The sequence below is a fragment of the Thermanaerosceptrum fracticalcis genome (assembly GCF_000746025.2).
In the GTDB taxonomy this organism is placed as follows: domain Bacteria; phylum Bacillota; class Peptococcia; order DRI-13; family DRI-13; genus Thermanaerosceptrum; species Thermanaerosceptrum fracticalcis.
In genome coordinates this window covers 2,684,028-2,701,857 of sequence record NZ_CP045798.1, presented here as the reverse complement: position 1 = coordinate 2,701,857, position 17,830 = coordinate 2,684,028, and the positions used below count along the sequence as shown (strand labels likewise).

Sequence of the window (17,830 nt, the reverse complement as noted above, 5' to 3'; positions counted from 1 at the left end):
ATGTAAATGGTGTAACTATGCTTACTGTTTTATGCTCTGCAATTTTTTGCCATAGATAACGCTGTCCGCTATGACATGGATTACTGCCGCAGTAATAATGGAATTGAGAGGGGCTATACTTAAAATGCCGGTCTCCGGCGAAATTTTGGAAACAATAATAGCAACTGCCCAGGCTATCATGGCAGCCCAATTAACCTCTTTAAATTGATGCTCTTTAGGAGAAGCATATTCACCTTTGGAGCGCAGATAAAAGTCACCGATAATAATACCCCCGATGGGTGGCAGGGAAACGCTCAAGAAAGTCAGCCACCCCACGAAGTTGTTGTATAAAAATACGGAGAAGACTGTGCCGATAATTCCCGCAGCCAATGTCAGGTACTTTCTTTTGAGTCCTGTAATATTGGCCAAACCTAAGCCTGAGGCATAAAGAGCATTGTCATTGGTGGTCCAGATATTTAAAGCTAACAGGGCTATGCCTCCCCCCAGTAAGCCCTGGATAGCTAACACTTCTGCGATATCTGCTTGCCCAGTGGCGATAGCCCCAATTGCACCGAAAACAAACATCAAGCTGTTGCCAAAAGTAAACCCGATGATAGTAGCGGTTACCCCTATTGATTTAGTCTTGGCGAAGCGTACAAAGTCAGGAGTTAAAGTGGCTCCGCTAATAAAGGATCCTACAGCTAAAGCCACTCCTACTGCCACAGTTAAAGCTTGCGTGGGCTCCACCTGTAATAAAGCCGACATACCGCCACTGTCCCCAATGGCCTTGCCTACAGACATGAACCCTAAAAGAAGAATGGCAGGGACAGCAATAATACTGATCCACTCGATGGCTTTAAAGCCAATAACTACCGTGGCCGTCATAAGAAAACCGCCAATTATGATTAAAGGAATAATAGGGATACCAATAAACTTATTAATGGGGTAGGCAAACATGGCCACACCTACACCGAACCAGCCGATCTGGGTAAAGGCCAGCATAAAGGAAGGTAACTTAGAACCTACGCGACCAAAGGCATATCTGGCTAAGATGTGGGTGGAAAGATTGGTCTTGGCCGCTGCATATCCTAAAAATGCCCCATAGATACCCAAAATAAGGTTACCAAAGAGGATGACCAAGATTAAATCCGGCCACAAATGAAAACCTTTTCCTAACGTTCCTCCCGTCCACATGCTGGCAGCGAAAAAGGTAAAACCCAACATTACCGTGGACATGGAGATGAGTCCCCTTCGTGCACTCTCCGGCACCGGTTCTAGAGCATAATCGTCATGAGTCGTTACTTGCGGTTCCTGCATGATTTACTCCTCCTTTTTTCTGTAACCGGTTTCAATTTTAAATATAGCTGTTTTCCCGAATATGCCAATGTAATCTGAGATTTTATGTATGTAACCGGTTACATTTTGTTGTAGATATAAGTTTCGCTAATTTTTTATAAAATCCTCCCAGTTCAATATTTTATTTTATAAAAAATTTATTGTAAAAAGAAAGGTTCTAGATGACAAATCTAGAACCTTTGAATAAACATAGCCAAAAACGCCCAAAATCCATTAAAGGGGGGAAAAATGCTTGGGTAAGAAAAATTTGCGCCAATACTTTTTTACTTACCTTTTTCTTTTTATTGGTTCATTCTTAGCCGCAGTCGCATTAGAGATATTTCTAGTTCCTAATAACGTAATTGACGGTGGTATAGTTGGTATTTCTATTATACTAAGCCACTTATTAAGACTTCCCCTCGGGCTTTTTATCTTTATTTTAAATCTTCCTTTCCTATTTGTGGGATATAAACAAATAGGAAAAACTTTTGCAATTTCTACTTTATTTGCGATTTCTTCGTTATCATTTTGGGTAACTATATTTCACCCAGTTCCCACAATAACACAAGATATTCTTTTAGCCTCAATATTCGGCGGCATCATTCTGGGAATAGGTGTAGGTTTAATAATTAGATACGGAGGTTCTTTGGACGGTACTGAGATTATAGCGATAATTATTGATAGAAAATCGGGCTTCTCAGTTGGTGAAATTGTAATGTTTACCAATGTTTTTATTTTGGGAAGTGCAGGTTTAGTTTTTGGCTGGGATAAAGCGATGTATTCCCTAATAGCGTATTTTATCGCCTTTAAGGTTATTGATGTAACCATTGAAGGATTGAATGAATCCAAATCCGTAATAATTGTAACCGATAAAGCAGAGGAAATATCCGATGCTTTATTATCTCGATTAGGTAGAGGATTAACAGTGCTTGAGGGTAAAGGGGGTTACTCCAAGCATATGAAAAGCGTCCTCTATTGTGTTATTACTCGGTTAGAAATTGCAAAGCTAAAAACAATAATAGATGATGTAGACCCAAATGCTTTCGTTACGATTAGCGAAGTCCACGAAGTAATGGGTGGTAATTTCCGCAAACGGGCTATTCATTAATCATACTGGATACACTTACTAAAGATAGGAATTTCTGGTGTTCTTATAAAACCGCTGATACTATTTTCTTATCTTCAACTAAAACATGCCGGTCAATCCAATGAATTATGAAATCCAATATTTCCATTATTGTTTGGTCTTGTTGCTCATCAATTTTATTGAGATCGGTTTTGCCAAATCTAGGATCAATAAAAATAATGAATATTTTTATCTCTTTTTTTAAAACTTTATCATTTTTAATTATACTGTGTTTGTTAATATTTATTATACTCTTATATCCTCTTATAAATGTTTGTACGTATAAATTTCCATACAAACAAAAATGGAGTGATCTAACTAAACTGGACACGCAGAACGGTGCTTTTCTCCTCTTTTCTTAGAATTACTCATTATTTCATAAAAAGGTATTCTTTGTATTTTCACTTTTGCTTTGCCGGGGTAATAAGCATAATATTCTGAATGAATCTTAGATAATTATCCATGTATTTCCATTCATAGGGCCGACAGAGACCTATCCCAGCTTTTTACTAGTTTTTCTTTGTGTAAGCTAGGCCGCCAGAGATTTTTTGTAATGCCTTTCAAACTCTATGGGAGACATATATCCCAAGGCACTGTGCAGTCGTTTTGCATTGTAGAATGTCTCAATATAGTCTATGATCATTAGCTTAGCCTCATCCCGTGTTGGGAAACGACGGCCATGGATAAGTTCTTTTTTTAGTGTGGCAAAGAAGGATTCCATACAAGCGTTGTCATAACAATCACCTTTGGCGCTCATGCTTTGCCGTATACCATGGGCAACAAGCTTATCCTGATAGGCATAGGCTGCATATTGGGATCCCCTGTCGGAGTGAAAGATAAGTCCTTTGTTAGGTTTTTCCTTAATAATTGCCTGTTCAATGGCATCAATGGTTAGCTGTTTTGTCATACGACTGTCTAGTGCCCAGCCGATAACCTTTTTGTGAAAGAGGTCTTCTACGGCTGCTAAATATAGCCAGCCTTCGTCTGTCGGAATATATGTAATATCACCAACCCATTTCTGGTTAGGCCTTTCAGCTTTAAAGTCTTTCTCTAAAAGGTTAGGTGCTACGGGGTAGACATGGTTTGAGTTGGTAGTAGCCTTGTATTTTCTTTTCAGGCGGCTGATTAACCCGTTTTCTTTCATCAGCCGTGCTAAACGCCGGTTACTACATTTTATCCCTTTTCTTTTAAGCACTTTCTTTATTCTTCGATGACCATAGGTCTGAAGTGGGTGGCATAACTGTGTTCTATCTTTTCATCCTTTGATTTGCTGAACCGCAGCTTTCTATCCTTTTGCTTGCCCCATTGATGGTAGCAAGTCCATGAGGGCTTCAGATGGTTTTTCGCGGCATAGGCCCGCATTTCCTTCATAATTCCCGATAATACTCGGAGATTGGCTTGGCACACCCTTTCAAGAAAATCCACCTTGCCGAAACGCCAATCCTCATAATCTTTTTTCGACAATACACCAATGTCCATTAAGACGTCAACTGGTGCGACATAGCCCTTCTTCTTTATATTCTGATACATGGCGTTATGTATCAGACCCGTAATGTTTTGCTTATCCATAGGCATCACCTTATCATCAATCAAATTTCAAAATGCGTTCAATACCATTTTATATGATTTTCCACTTATCTCAAACAGCTTATCATCCATTGGGGGTATTAGGGGCGTAAAGCCCCTAACAAGCGAATTTGGGAGACCAAATTCAGTGCTTACTGCAACACAAGACAGCGGTCTTGTGTTGTCATGAAAGTTACGATTGGTTTCAGATACCACCAGCCGAAAAGAAAGAGCAGGAGGTCATCGTTCATACTCGCGGCGCTTTTGGTTTCTGCTTCGTGCTTCGATTTCTTTTTCCCGCGCGGCAAACTCCACCCCGGCAAAATGTTCCGCGTCGAGGATGTATTCTTCGTTGCTGTACGCTTCCCGCACCATCGCTTCCGCTTTTTCTGAGTTTTCTGCTTCGATCTCGACGGTCATGCCAAGGGTTTCTTTGATTTCCACCTGATAGGTTTTCATAAAAGCAAAGCCTCCTTTCTTGATTTTTGGACAAAAGAAAAAGGCACTGATTCTTTCAGCACCTTTAACACATTATTTTGAAGCTTATTTTTTACTTATGTTGCTGCGCTATCTTTTCCGTGTTCTGTCTCTTTGATAATATCATCCAGATATTTGTCCAAATCCTCCGGTGTGCAGCCCTCGCGGCCGGCCAGGCGGTCCTGCTCCACAGCCAGCAGTTCCTCCCGTAGCTTCAGCTTTTCGTATTCTTTTTTGAATTCCTTATCTTTCATTAAAAGCTCCTTCACTTCGGAATGTTTTACGCCTGCTTTGCTCACTTTTACCCCTCCTTTGCTTCCTCCTAATTCAAAGTAAAAGTCAGTAAAAGTATCTATTTTTGAAAGCTCTGTATGTCCGACCATGTAATCATCTCTTTAAATCCAGTAATATTTTCTTTAATTCTAAAGATTTTCAGCCAAATTTTAAATATAAATAGTTTTATCATTTCTTTAAATATATCACGTTATTCTCTATTTGCACATGCCATTATTATTTCATCTATATAGTTCTCCGCAATCATGGAAGACAATTTTTAGAAAATTATGAATGGAAAAGTCCGGATTGCTATAGCAAGCGACAGTGCCTACCATAAAGCAGTCGGATTGCAATTTCCCGGCCCGGATTTGATCTGCTCGCCTGATGGCATGTCTTACATCTTCAAGGGTAATCTGCTTTAGTATCCTTTCAAGATTAGCTTTTTCTTTAATGTCCGCCTCCCGGTTCAATCCATAGATTCTGCGTACATCGGCAACATAAGCGTCATTTGAAGCAACCGGCCTGTTGAAATCCTCCTTATGAAGAATAAACCACAAGTCTATGTTTGCATTGCTGTATGCGTGATAAACATTTTTCCCGTTTTCTCTCCGGCTTTTTCGCTGAAGTTGTTCACAGATATTTATGTTTTGACGAAACTCCGTGTCCTTAAAATCATAATCAAACAGAGCGGCATTATCATACTCTGTATAGTTTTTCTTCAGCCTTTCGGGCAGACCGTATGTCGTATTGAAAGTAACAACACGTTCCGGGAATTTTTTCAACAGAAAAGCCACTCGCTTTAAATACATTTCTTCCTGTTACCCTTCACAAACGCAAAAGTAGGTTTTACGATATATCATACTTCCTCCTTTGCTTCTTTGGTGAAAAGCTTGGAAAAGTCAATATACGGAAGTGTACCGTATTTCCCTTTAAAATAATTTAACAGATAGTTCTGGTCATTTCTAACATCTGTGGAACCGAAATCAGCCAGCGAATAAATAGTGCTCTCAAAAGTGTCCTTATCCTTTTCGACAAATTTGATTTGATCGCGCCGGAATATCTTGTTGCTCAGATAAATCGGGTTATGCGTAGTAAAGATAAGCTGCGCCCCTTGTTTATTTGCCGATTGATCGTTGAAAAGAGCAATAATGCCTTTAATCAATTCAGGATGGATTGCCGCATCAAATTCGTCCAGTACGAATACGCCTCCCTTCGTGAACAAGGTTTCAAAGGGAATGGCAAAATCCAACAGCTTCAAAGTCCCTCTCGATTCCATCAATTCTGCGGGAACCATTACGTCCCGATTGCCGGACTTGTATATGGAAACAAGCTGCATGTCGGCAGAATGCTCATCCTCCGATTTTTTTGATTTGAACAGGATTCGCTGAGGGCCAAAATCCGCGTTTTTTACAAAGCCGTCAAGCGTTTTGTTCCACGCCAGAAAATCTTTATCCGGCATGTCGGTCGCAGATAATGTCAGGTTCGTTTTCTTAAGGGTAAAATCACTTACTACAATCAGCTTGTTTTTGAAAAAATCAATTACTTTATCGGCAATTTCGCTGCTGACAACCGTTTTGAACGCATGTGTCAAAAACAGTTCGGCCGGGTCAAGGTTTTTATTGATTTTGTTTTCAAATTCTGCCAGCAACTTTTCGTTATACTGTATAAGGGAAAGCACCTTCTTATCCCGTTTGATAGCAACCCGTTGCAGGTCCCGCTCAAAAATCTGTATCATTCCCTTGTTGCTGTTTATCCATAGCTGTTCCGATGTAATCTGACGTTTTTCCTTGTCAAACAGCTTGGTCATGACTTCAAAGGAATATAGAAGATGAGAGCCTTCGTTTGTAAACTCTGCTTCAAATAACATGGGGTTTTGCTCCGGACTGTGGGCAAAGGGGTATAATTCAAGATTATTCAAATCCGGAGACGAAGCCTCAAGAGAACCTTGTAAGACGATCTCCCGCATCAGTGCCAGGGACATAATAATATTGGATTTTCCGCTGGCGTTTGCACCATATATGACAACGGAGGGAAGGATACGCAGTCCATTTTCGCGGATGAGATTTTCATCCAAAGTCCGCTGTGCTCCTGCTCCCATATTCAGTTGGGTCTTGCCCTTGAAGGAGCGGAAATTTTGGAATACATATTTTATCAGCATATAACATCCTCCTTAAAATTTGCTATAATTCCGTAATTCATTACCTATATTATGGCCAATTTCCACATATAATACAATTCGATTGAGAAAAAACCGCAAACTATTTATCTTGAGGATGCTTGTCTGCGTAAATTGCTAAAGGTCATCGTATAGGACATTGTTGCCATTATTTTATTTTTCTCCCGCTATCACCTTAATTTCAGCGATAACATTCCGTAAATAAAACTTGCAGCTTATTCGCGTTCTCGCGGCTGCCGTATCTTTAAGGTGATTTTCAGATAGCCGTTATAATCCTTTCCGCGTTCGGGTGGCTCATCGGACACGGCGTAGGCGGGCGTGAGGATGGTTTGAATGGCCTTTGCCGCCAGCCGTCCGGCCGTGTCGTTGTCCAGATGCAAAGCAATTTCCTTGATTTGGGGGAAGTCTTTTAAGTATTGCATGAGTGCGGCAGGCGGGGTGCTTTCCTCAATAATCTTTTTCGGCATATAAATTCCCGCAAGGGACAGGCAGAAATCCTGCCGCCAGTCCCTACCGGACAGCAATTCCAAAGTGCCGTATGACAATAAATCAATGGCGCTTTCAAATAGGTGCAGTTTACTACATTCGTTCCTGGCCGGGATAGAGAAGGAGAAGTGTTTGTCGCTTCCGTTGACTTCCCCCATAAACCGTTTGCCAAACGTTCCACGGAGAGTAGCGTATTTGGGAACGCCATGCCGGTCAAAGCCGATAAAGACGGCGTTGTGATAATCGCGGCTTTCATATAGCCGTTTGGTCCGGATGCAGTAGTCTATAATCTCCCGGTGAATGCCGCGCCCCATGAGGTAGGCAATCACGCGGTCGTTGTTTTCGTTTTTCTCCGGTTATAGCAGTTTTTTGTGCTCAGCGGGTTTCTGTTGCCTTGGCGAAACAGGCGGCATGACAGCCGCCTGTCCGTCTATCTGAAGCACCGCTTCCGGGAGCGTCATGCCCCTCACCTTGATGAGATAGTCCAGGGCAGAGCGCCCGCCGATGTTGCGCGACCACCAGCACCATTTCCCGGTTGCTGATTTTCAGGCTGTCATGGGTGCGGGTGGTATAGACGTTGCCGGAGAAACGCACCAGCTCCTGGGGTTCATAATATTGCAAATAGGTCAGCAGGTCCATTTGCTTTGCGCGCTCAATCTGCTCCGGTGTTACATAGGGCATGTTTTTTCACCTCATCTTTCATAGCCCACGGCTTTCTTTTCAGGAATGTCCATATTCTCATCCGGTTCACTGTCGAACACCTCATTTTCATGTTTATACATATTGAGCAAAATGTTCAGCTCCGCCAGCTGCGCAGATTTGGTCTGCAGCTCCTGCTCCTTTTCAAAAGGGATTGGATGAGCATTTTCACCCACTCGGCAAAATACCGGTTTTTTATCTTTGCCGATAGGCGGTACAGTCCGTGCTCCACATTGGGGTTGATGAGCCTGATTTCAGAGATAAATTCGTCAAAGGGCGTCGGATTTCTCAGGTGAGCCGGAATGTACCGGTTTTTTTCTTCCACATAGGTTTCCACGGCTTTGATGATGTCGTCGCACCCTGCATAGGCATTGGTGATGATGGACATGGTGTTTTCCAATCCCTCGATTTCCTCCCGCGCGGCTGTGGCGCTTTTTATGGTCAGGTAGAAAAATGGGGCGGGGGTCAGGCACACCGACATCACTGCCGCCAGTTCGGCACTGTTAAACAGCATAAGCCCTGCCAGAAATCCGCCTGCTACTGACGCACCTGTCATGGCAAAGTATTTCTTCTGCGTGCATCCGGTCTGCCGGAACAAGGTTTGAAACCGGATGGCGATCCGCTCGGTAATTTTCAGCTTTGTCCCCGTCAGGTACAGGCGGCGCTTTTTCAGCGGGTTTTGCTCCGCTGCAAAAGGGTTCAGTCCCAACAGGAGGAACAGGGCAAGGCTGATGAGCATAAACACAACGATAAGAGATATTTGAATGCTCATTTCTAACCTCCTTCCGGCCTGTACCCACTGCCTGCAAAACGGCGGATTTCTGTCAGTTCAACGCCATTAACCAGCAGCCGCTCGGCAAGGGCGGGGGAGATGTTTCCCACACGCCGGTGGCTTCCCACGACCTTTGCAATCCTTCCGGCCTCATCCCTTTCATAATGGTCAACCTCATATTTGAAAAGGGTATTGCCTGCAACTTCGCCGTCTTTTACCCCGGTGGCTTCAAAGATTTCCATGTACTTGCGGGATTTGTCGGGGAGCTGCATTTTGAAAAGCATGATGGGGAAGGCTTCCACAATATTTTTCAGGAGCCTTTCCTCCGACAGGGAAGTCCCTGCTTCCAGGCACATGGTCAGGATTCTGTCATAAGCGGATCTGGCGCTGTTGGCGTGCAGCGTGCTGACGATGGTGTGCCCCGTCCGCCCGGCTTCCTGCACCGTCAATGCCTCCTTGCCGCGCATTTCGGCAGGGACAAGGACGGTGGGATGCAGCCGCAGGGAGAGCTTCAACAAATCCAGCATGGTGACGGGATTGGGTTCTTCCTTTGTGAGCAGGTGAATCACGTCGTTGACCATTACGCCGTTTTCGTCGAACTGTGCCAGGGATAATTCACGGGTGTCCTCAATGGTGACTATTCGCTTGTCCTGGGATACGCAGCTTAAAATGTATCCCATATCGGAGGTTTTTCCGCTGCCGGTGGCTCCGGCAATGGCCACCGATACGCCGTTGTTGACGCAGAGGGTGAGAAAGTCCAGTTCCTCCGCCGTGGCCGTGTTCCATCCGATGAGGTTTTCTCTTGTGATGTAGGAGGGCTTCTGCTTTCTGACCGAAGCGATGGCCCCGGCATCAGGGTCAACACAGGGTTCAATGGCTCCCGACATGCGGATACCCCGCGCAATAAAGCTGTCTCCGATGGGCTTGGAGCCGTCCAGGATGACATTTCCGAACCGACTCATTTTTTTTGCGATGTTGGCGCAAGCCTCCGGGCTGCCGAAGGTGTTTGACAGCCGCACCTTTTTGTCCCTGTACAGCACCCAGATGCCGTTATAGCCGTTGACGTTGATTTCCTCCACGTCACTGTCCTGGAGATAGGGGGATAAAAGTCCCAAGCCGGCCATATCGTCGTAGACCATATCCACCAGCTCAGAGATGTTCTGGATGCCCTTTGCCACCATCCGTTCACTGTTCAGGTAGCGCATGATGAGGTCTTTAAGCTTTCCCTCGGCTTCCTCCGAATACAGCACTTGAGCCAGTTCCGCGGAGTGGTTTTTGGCGATGATCCGTTGCAGCTTATCCAGTATTTCGCCGTAGTCCTGGGCTTCCAGGTTGCTTTCCCCACTTTCGGAGCGCCGCTTGTTGGCCCGGTAAATCAGCTCATTAACAGAAAACCTGTCGTTCACTATGCTTCACCTCCGCAGATCCCCTTTGCTATTTGCTCCAACACCTTGCCGTAGCGCCTGTAGGTTCTGTCCCGGAAGAAATAGATGGGTGTCCCGGCGTTTTCCAGCTCGCCCGCCCGTTTTATATAGGGCAACTCATAGGCAAAGGGAAGTCCCGTCATGCTCCGATAGGTCTTGTCGTCAAACTCGCCGTTGGGGAGCTGCAGGATATGAATCTGCTTCTCCGAAATATGCAGCTCCCGCACAAAATCCGAAACGCCCTCATGCCACATTTGCGCCGCTATGGACGGCTTATGCAGGGTATATATCCTTTCAGCCAGCCACAGTCCCACACTGGATACCGGATTGGTCACCTCCGCGGCTCCGTCCACGATGAGAATGTCGAAAACAAAAGCTGCGGCATTCATCATCCGTTCCGCTTCCCGGAGGGTCACGGCATCGCAGAGAAGCCCGGTATAATGGGTGGGTACGGACAGGAAAAACAAGTTTTTGCTTTCCGTATATTCCGTAAATTTTTCTCCAATGTTGGGATTATCCTCATTTATGGCGTGAAACAGGCCCTTTTGGGGAGGAACGCTCTGGCCGAAAAAGACTTGCAGGTCCCCATGGGTCAGGTTGGAGGATATGAGGCCCACCAGGCGATCGCGTGTAGACAGGGCACAGGCCAGATTCACCGCAAAGGTGGTTTTCCCGCTGTTGCTTCCGCCCCATACAGCAATGATTTTACTGCTCACGGCTCACACCCCTTTTCTCAAAAATCAGGTGCAGCTTGCCGGTGTATTCGGCTTCAATGAGCTTTTCTGCCTGTGCTTCGGTGACAACCAGGGTGACGGCCTTGGGGATAGGATCACCGGAGGATGGCTGGCCGCCCGCCTGCTGCTTCCGGACTTCGGCGGTGCTTTGTGTGCGGGAATTCTCTACGCTGTAAACCTCCAGTCCTTTCAGTTCCGGATAGAGGATAACCTGTGGTGTGGCGCTTTGATTGTCGGATGTCTTATTCAAAAACACAGCCACCGTCACAATATCGCCGCTTTGCAGATGGGAGGAAAGCCCCGCTGCGATGCTCAAAACGCTCACGGTGACAAGGCGCTTATTCTCCGCTGCGATGCGGTCCAGCTTTTCATTGGCAAGATATTCACCGAGCTTTTTGGGAAAAAAATAATCCCCCTTGGAAATGTCCGTCTGTGCGATTTTCCCGACAATCTGGGTCCTGTCGTTGATGACACCTTCCGGCAGGCCGGGTTTTCCGATTTCCACCTTGGCAAGATGCTTATCCTCTATCCTGGTTCCTGCAGGGATGTCCTCCGCTGCCCGCAGCACCATGACGGTTGCGTCCTTATTCTCGTAAAACCCTGGCAGAAGCACAAAGGAAACAACTGCTGCAGCAATGATGCAGAGGGCGCTTAGAAATATACGGTTTTTCAGTATCTTCAAACTGTTCTATGCCTCCTTCCGTTGTGATGAATAAAAAAAGCGCGACCAAGGTCGCGCGCTCTTTGGTTCCTATAACTCATATTTAATACCATGCACACCTAAGTATTCTTTTGGGCGCATCTCACCGCCACAAACCTCACAACTAAACCTTGGTGGAACTGAAATATCTCCGTCATCCATCATATCGCAGTAATCCACCACTTCCTTCGGAATGTCTTCTTCTATGTTACACTGCAAACAAACAAATTTGATGGTTGCCTTGCCGCCTACTTTAGGCGGCTTTTTCTTTGCGTGTTTCTTTCTTTTTCTGCTTACTGGGCTCATCTATTCCTGCCAACTCCTTTAGTCTTTTTTTAGCAAAGTCATCTACGGCATCAACAACTTTCAATATCCCTGATTTTAGACACACTTTCCCCTTGTATTCCATTATCTCTTTACATCTCATACATTCTAACGGGTCTTTTCCTGTGAATTCTTCTATTTTATTTCTCCAGCCTATCCGTTGCTTTCCTCTTTGGCCGTTTTTCCTTCTTTTCTGCCTTCCCAGGTATGCTTCCATTAATTTGTCAGCCAATCTTTTACTCCTTCTGGAGTAAATTCCATAATACCGGATTGTTTTAAATTGCTCATCCGGTATATGCCTTATTATCCGTGATATGAATTCTTCTACGGTGATGGTTTCTTGTTTTTCTTTTTGCTCTGTTTTATCAAAGTATTTAAAGGTTACATTTTCCCCGTCATAGTCTACAATTCTGCTTAACGCCATGGCAGGTCTTCTCATGTACCGCCCTATATATCCTACTTGGGCTTCTACTGACCCTTGTCCTTTTTTATTGGGCGGACCATAGATTACAAATCCTTCAGGGTTATCATCCCATATCTTTTGAAACAACTTCTTATATCGTTTAACTTCTTGTTCCGGCAGTTTTTTCTTCAACATCTCCATTACTGCCGCCTGCCACCTTTTCCTCAGCATTACATATGGGATAAAGTCTTTAACAACCCATTTCCCCGCTCCGTCAAAACCACCTTCAGTTACTAGGATATGTACATGGGGATTGAAGTTCATTCTTGCTCCAAAGGTATGTATTCCTACCATGGCGCCGGATTTGACTTTTCCTCTTTTCTTCAGCCATTCTAATAGTATTTTTACTGCCAGGTCCATTAGATCTTTCAAGAGTTCTCTATGACGGGTAAATATTTCCCACAAACGTTCGTCCACTGTAAACATGATGTGGCGATGAGGAACCGGATACATTCTTTTACTGGTTTCTCGACTCCATTCTTGGGTGTATCCGGTTGCGCACGATGTACAAAAACGTCCCTTACACGTGTGAGGAACTATTTTCATTTCTCCACATACCGGACATGCGAACAGAGTAAATCCTGCTTCTTTTTGTCCACATCGATTAAATTTATTGATTTCCTTTATCACAACAGGACGTATTCTGTCTTCGTATTTATTAACAAACTTTTCCCAATGCTTGTTCTCATCAAAAAATATCTCTCTTAAGATATTATCCTGGCCCATATGTTCTCACCTTTCTAACAACTACTTCCTGCTTTCGTTAAAAAATGAAAAAACCCTTGCTTAGCAAGGGCTGAGAACCACAAAAATTTTTATACTTTCCTATACGTTGAAAAAACCCTTGCTTAGCAAGGGCTGAGAACCACAAAAATTTTTATACTTTCCTATACGTTGAAAAAACCCTTGCTTAGCAAGGGCTGAGAACCACAAAAATTTTTATACTTTCCTATACGTTGAAAAAAACCGCATAAACTCAGTGTTCATGCGGGTTTGCACGGTCTGTATGGCGGAGAGAGTGGGATTCGAACCCACGGTAGGGGTCAGCCTACACACGATTTCGAGTCGTGCGCCTTAAACCAACTCGGCCATCTCTCCACGTCAGTTACTAGTTACTAGTTCTTAGTTCCTAGTGCAACTAGATTATTCTGTTTTTGTACCTACCAGCTATATGTCATTATATTCCACTAGCAACTAACTACGGCGGTTTTTGAAAAATTCCTGGAGCAATTCGGCACATTCTTCAGCCAGGACACCGCCGGTGATTTTTACTTCGTGATTAAAACCGGGAAACTGGAGGATGTTTAAAAGGCTACCCGCCGCACCGGCTTTGGGGTCATCAGCCCCATAGACTACACGGTGAATGCGGCTTAAGAGCATGGCCCCGGCACACATGGGACAGGGCTCCAGGGTCACATAAAGAGTTGCGCCTGTGAGGCGCCAGCCTTTTTTGTTTTTTCCTGCCTCACGCAGGGCCACAATTTCCGCATGGGCCGTTGGGTCGTCTTCGGTCTCTCTAAGATTATGTCCCCGTCCGATGATCTCCCCATCCAGGACCACAACAGCGCCGATGGGCACTTCGCCTTTCTCTAAAGCCTTTTTGGCTTCAGTTAAGGCTTCACGCATAAAAAATTCGTGATTCATTAAATCACCTATAAAAAAATGCCGCATCCGGCGGCTTTCGCTTCCCGATACCAGCTTCCCGCAAACCGCTAACAGTAGTCGGAAATCGAGGTCGGTAAACGGAAGTCGGTTTTAGGGTGGTGCGCCCGGGAGGACTCGAACCTCCGGCAGACGCGGATTAGGAATCCGCCGCTCTATCCACCTGAGCTACGGGCGCATGTCCTTTAGTTACTAGTTACTAGTTACTGATAACAAATTAATTTGATAAAAAATGGTCACTTACTAGTGACTAAAACTAGTAACTAGCAACCGACCATTTAAGTTTACATTAAGTGGCGTGCCCGGCAGGATTCGAACCTGCGACCCTTTGATTCGTAGTCAAATACTCTATCCAGCTGAGCTACGGGCACATGTTTAATTGAAGTGGCGGAGAGAGAGGGATTCGAACCCTCGATACGGGTTTTAGCCCGTATAATCGCTTAGCAGGCGACCGCCTTCGACCTACTCGGCCATCTCTCCACGACTCTTAATATTATACACGCAGATAGTAGGAAAAGTCAAATTCAATTGTTGGTAATTTTCATTATGGCGGAGGGGGTGGGATTCGAACCCACGGAACCCGTAAGGATTCAACGGTTTTCAAGACCGCCTCCTTAAACCACTCGGACACCCCTCCTTAAATGGTGAAGAAAAATCCTTCACCACCATAAATGAGCAGATACTACTATAACATTTACTTACATGTGTGTCAACATGATACTTTTTTCTTAAGGGGCGTTATTCTCTCTAGTCCACCCATATAAGGACGCAGTACTTTGGGAATCACCACACTGCCGTCTTCTTCCTGATAATTCTCCAGAATAGCCGAAGTGGTACGTCCAATGGCCAGGCCTGATCCGTTCAGGGTGTGGACAAATTCGGGTTTGCCGCCCCTGCCGGCAGGACGGAAACGGATGTTAGCCCGGCGAGCCTGGAAGTCCTCAAAGTTACTGCAGGATGAGATTTCCCGGTACGTATTGAAACTGGGCAGCCATACCTCCAGGTCATAAGTCTTGGCCGAAGAGAATCCCATATCACCGCTGCTCAAACACATTACACGATAAGGCAGTTCCAAAAGTTGCAGGACTCTTTCCGCGTTATTGGTCAATTTCTCAAGTTCTTCGTAAGAAGTACTGGGGTGACTGAACTTCACCAGTTCCACCTTATTGAACTGGTGCTGACGGATTAATCCCCGGGTATCCCGGCCGTGGGCTCCTGCCTCGGCCCGGAAGCAGGGACTGTAAGCCACGTGATAAATGGGCAGCATTTCTTCAGGAAGAATTTCGTCCCGGTAGATATTGGTCACCGGAACTTCTGCTGTGGGAATTAAGAAATAATCAAGATTCTCCAGGTGGAACATATCCTGTTCAAATTTAGGAAGCTGACCGGTACCGATCATGCTGTCCCGGTTAACCATGAAGGGAGGAATCAGCTCCACATAACCATGCTCAGTGATATGCAAATCCAGCATAAAGTTAATAAGAGCCCTTTCCAGGCGGGCACCCAGCCCTTTGTAAAAGGTAAACCTGGCGCCGGTTACCTTAGCCGCCCGTTCAAAGTCAAGAATATCAAGCTGCTCACCAATATCCCAGTGAGGTTTGGCGTCAAAATTAAACTGCCTGGGCGCGCCCCACTTTCTTTCTTCCCGGTTAGCACTGTCATCTGGACCGGTAGGTACAGTAGCATGAGGTATATTGGGAATGGTTAAAATGATTGAATTTAGTTTTTCCTCAATGAGCCGTACTTCCTCATCCAAATCTTTGATTTTTTGGGAAACCTCCCGCATCTCCAGTACTAGCTCCTCTGCCGGCTGTCCTGTTTTCTTTAAGCGCCCGATCTCCTCCGAAACTACATTGCGCTTGTTCTTTAGCTGTTCCGTGATAACCAGTTTTTGACGTCTTTCCTCATCGATCTTCAGAAACTCATCCACAACGTTCGTACTGCTGTTACGCCGGTTCAAGGCTTCTTTGACTACCTCCGGATTATTGCGAACAAACTTGATATCCAACATCTTCCAGGTTCCTCCTTCTGGTTGGGGAGGCCTTACAACGCTACATAACTGGCCTCTATAATACCATCTAAATTTTTTATCTTCTCCATGACCTCTGCATTGATTTGCTGGTCAATGGGTAGAATCATCATGGCATGACCGCCGATTTCTTTTCTGTCTACCTGCATGCTGGCGATATTGATATCATAATCCCCCAGGATCATACCTACTTGTCCTATCATTTTGGGCTTGTCGGTATGCTTGATGATTAGGAGATGGCCCGTAGGCTGGATATCCAGGGAGAAATCATCAATGCGCAGGATACGCAGCTCGTTTTTCTTAAAGACGGTACCGGCAATGGAGCGCTGCCAGGTTCCGTTTCCTTTAATTGTAACACAAATTTGGTTGGTATAGTCCTCTGTTTGTGTACTTTTTATTTCTCTTACTTTGATACCCCGCTGCTTGGCTACCAGCGGCGCATTGACATAGTTAACGGCTTCATGGAGAAAAGGTCTTAACAAGCCTTTGAGGAAGGTATTAGTCAGAGAACTGAGATCCAGGGCAGCGATATCTCCCAGGTATTTGATCTCAATGTCATCCACGGGTCCACGGGCCAGGTGGCCTGCCAGTTTACCCAGTTTTTCCGTAAGCTCCATATAAGGACGTACCACGCCCAGCAGTTCAGGCTTGATAAAAGGAATATTTACGGCGTTTTGCACAGGCTCCCCGTTTAGGACACGAATAATTTCTTTTACCACATCAATGGCCACGTTAACCTGGGCCTCTTCGGTGGATGCTCCCAGGTGGGGTGTAGCCACCACTTCCGGTAAGGTAAAGAGGGGACTCTGGGTTTGAGGTTCTTTTTCATAAACGTCTAAGGCGGCGCCGGCCACTTTTTTGTTGACAATGGCGTCATAGAGGGCATTCTCATCGATGATGCCGCCGCGGGCTACGTTTAAGATTCTTACACCATCTTTCATCATCGCAAATTGGGGACCGCTGATCATATACTTTGTTTCCTTAGTCAAAGGCATGTGCACAGTAATAAAGTCGCTTTCCTTGAGAACCGTTTCCAGATTCATCAGCTCTACCCCGGCCCTTTTGGCAATTTCCTGGGGCACATAAGGATCATAGGCCAGGACATTCATACCAAAGGCCTTGCACCGCTTGGCCACTTCCGAACCTATTTTTCCTAAGCCAATAATACCCATGGTTTTATTACGTAGTTCCACACCCATGTACTTTGAACGGTTCCACTGACCCTGCCTTAGTGACTGGTCGGCCTGGGGAATATGACGGGCCAGGGCCAGCATCATACCCATAGTATGTTCAGCAGCGGCGATGGTGTTACCATCGGGCGTATTCACTACAACTACGCCTAATAAAGTGGCGGCTTCCACATCTATATTATCTACACCCACACCGGCTCTGCCCACAACCTTAAGCTGGGCTGCGTGCTCTAAAACACGTCTGGTAATTTTGGTCTCACTTCTTACTACGATCCCATGATACTCCGGTACCAGTTCGCAAAGCTGGTCTTCAGTAAGCTTCAGTCTAACATCTACCTGTACACCAGGAGCTTCATTTAACAGGGCTACACCTTTTTCAGAAATAGGGTCACAGACTAAAACTTTCATCCTC

General features: G+C 45.2%; 16 protein-coding genes, 5 tRNA genes and 2 pseudogenes. 1 reads left to right on the top strand and 22 read right to left on the bottom strand.

From position 1 onward, the window contains the following. Nucleotides 1-21: 21 nt before the first annotated feature. Nucleotides 22-1,296 carry a cytosine permease gene (codB, locus tag BR63_RS13715; protein WP_034425335.1) on the bottom strand — a complete coding sequence of 425 codons (1,275 nt, stop codon included), beginning with the start codon at nucleotides 1,294-1,296 and terminating at the stop codon, nucleotides 22-24. A 271-nt stretch (nucleotides 1,297-1,567) separates the two neighbouring features. Between codB and BR63_RS13710 the strand changes: the two genes are divergently transcribed. Next, on the top strand, nucleotides 1,568-2,422 hold the full coding sequence (locus BR63_RS13710) for a YitT family protein (protein WP_034425334.1): 855 nt from the start codon (nucleotides 1,568-1,570) through the stop codon (nucleotides 2,420-2,422). Nucleotides 2,423-2,969: 547 nt separating this feature from the next. Here the strand turns inward: BR63_RS13710 and BR63_RS13705 are convergent. From BR63_RS13705 to serA, 21 genes and pseudogenes are all read right to left on the bottom strand, one after another. Then, nucleotides 2,970-3,665, bottom strand: a pseudogene (locus tag BR63_RS13705) (IS3 family transposase); the annotation flags it as partial. After that, nucleotides 3,641-4,009, bottom strand: a complete 369-nt coding sequence (locus tag BR63_RS13700) for a hypothetical protein (RefSeq protein ID WP_034425871.1) — start codon at nucleotides 4,007-4,009, stop codon at nucleotides 3,641-3,643. The gene BR63_RS13700 and the pseudogene BR63_RS13705, both read right to left, overlap by 25 nt. Nucleotides 4,010-4,246: 237 nt before the next feature. Further along, nucleotides 4,247-4,465, bottom strand: a complete 219-nt coding sequence (locus tag BR63_RS13695) for a DpnD/PcfM family protein (protein ID WP_034425875.1) — start codon at nucleotides 4,463-4,465, stop codon at nucleotides 4,247-4,249. Nucleotides 4,466-4,560: 95 nt separating this feature from the next. Next, on the bottom strand, nucleotides 4,561-4,782 hold the full coding sequence (locus BR63_RS13690) for a hypothetical protein (protein WP_081908342.1): 222 nt from the start codon (nucleotides 4,780-4,782) through the stop codon (nucleotides 4,561-4,563). Between the two features lie 216 nt (nucleotides 4,783-4,998). After that, a complete protein-coding gene (locus tag BR63_RS13685) occupies nucleotides 4,999-5,568 on the bottom strand; it encodes an RloB domain-containing protein (protein WP_243269993.1) in 570 nt (189 codons plus the stop codon). Between the two features lie 47 nt (nucleotides 5,569-5,615). After that, nucleotides 5,616-6,917: an AAA family ATPase gene (locus BR63_RS13680; RefSeq protein ID WP_034425876.1), complete on the bottom strand. Its 1,302-nt coding sequence runs from the start codon at nucleotides 6,915-6,917 to the stop codon at nucleotides 5,616-5,618. A 233-nt stretch (nucleotides 6,918-7,150) separates the two neighbouring features. Next, nucleotides 7,151-8,102, bottom strand: a pseudogene (locus BR63_RS13675) (DUF3991 domain-containing protein). 115 nt (nucleotides 8,103-8,217) lie between these two features. Further along, a complete protein-coding gene (locus tag BR63_RS13670; protein WP_243269992.1) occupies nucleotides 8,218-8,892 on the bottom strand; it encodes a hypothetical protein in 675 nt (224 codons plus the stop codon). Between the two features lie 2 nt (nucleotides 8,893-8,894). Further along, complete coding sequence (locus BR63_RS13665) at nucleotides 8,895-10,298, bottom strand: ATPase, T2SS/T4P/T4SS family (RefSeq protein WP_034425880.1); 1,404 nt, start codon at nucleotides 10,296-10,298, stop codon at nucleotides 8,895-8,897. After that, a complete protein-coding gene (locus BR63_RS13660) occupies nucleotides 10,298-11,032 on the bottom strand; it encodes a CpaE/TadZ family protein (RefSeq protein WP_034425883.1) in 735 nt (244 codons plus the stop codon). Before BR63_RS13660 ends, BR63_RS13665 begins: the two co-directional genes overlap by 1 nt. Continuing rightward, nucleotides 11,022-11,732: a Flp pilus assembly protein CpaB gene (gene cpaB, locus BR63_RS13655; RefSeq protein ID WP_034425884.1), complete on the bottom strand. Its 711-nt coding sequence runs from the start codon at nucleotides 11,730-11,732 to the stop codon at nucleotides 11,022-11,024. Before cpaB ends, BR63_RS13660 begins: the two co-directional genes overlap by 11 nt. A gap of 69 nt (nucleotides 11,733-11,801) precedes the next feature. Next, nucleotides 11,802-12,056: a hypothetical protein gene (locus tag BR63_RS13650; RefSeq protein ID WP_243269976.1), complete on the bottom strand. Its 255-nt coding sequence runs from the start codon at nucleotides 12,054-12,056 to the stop codon at nucleotides 11,802-11,804. After that, entirely contained in the window at nucleotides 12,004-13,263 is a 1,260-nt protein-coding gene (locus BR63_RS13645; RefSeq protein ID WP_187142658.1) for an IS91 family transposase, read from the bottom strand. Before BR63_RS13645 ends, BR63_RS13650 begins: the two co-directional genes overlap by 53 nt. Before the next feature lie 281 nt (nucleotides 13,264-13,544). After that, nucleotides 13,545-13,635, bottom strand: a tRNA-Ser gene (locus BR63_RS13640). Between the two features lie 96 nt (nucleotides 13,636-13,731). Further along, entirely contained in the window at nucleotides 13,732-14,181 is a 450-nt protein-coding gene (gene tadA / locus BR63_RS13635) for a tRNA adenosine(34) deaminase TadA (RefSeq protein ID WP_034425396.1), read from the bottom strand. A gap of 117 nt (nucleotides 14,182-14,298) precedes the next feature. Next, nucleotides 14,299-14,377 (bottom strand) — tRNA-Arg (locus tag BR63_RS13630). 116 nt (nucleotides 14,378-14,493) lie between these two features. Then, nucleotides 14,494-14,570: transfer RNA gene (locus BR63_RS13625), tRNA-Arg, on the bottom strand. A gap of 14 nt (nucleotides 14,571-14,584) precedes the next feature. Beyond that, a tRNA-Ser gene (locus tag BR63_RS13620) sits at nucleotides 14,585-14,679 on the bottom strand. Between the two features lie 67 nt (nucleotides 14,680-14,746). Next, nucleotides 14,747-14,836 (bottom strand) — tRNA-Ser (locus BR63_RS13615). Between the two features lie 72 nt (nucleotides 14,837-14,908). Continuing rightward, entirely contained in the window at nucleotides 14,909-16,210 is a 1,302-nt protein-coding gene (serS, locus tag BR63_RS13610) for a serine--tRNA ligase (RefSeq protein ID WP_034425393.1), read from the bottom strand. Between the two features lie 32 nt (nucleotides 16,211-16,242). Continuing rightward, nucleotides 16,243-17,826, bottom strand: coding sequence for a phosphoglycerate dehydrogenase (gene serA, locus BR63_RS13605; protein ID WP_034425389.1), 1,584 nt, complete (start codon nucleotides 17,824-17,826; stop codon nucleotides 16,243-16,245). Nucleotides 17,827-17,830 lie beyond the last annotated feature (4 nt).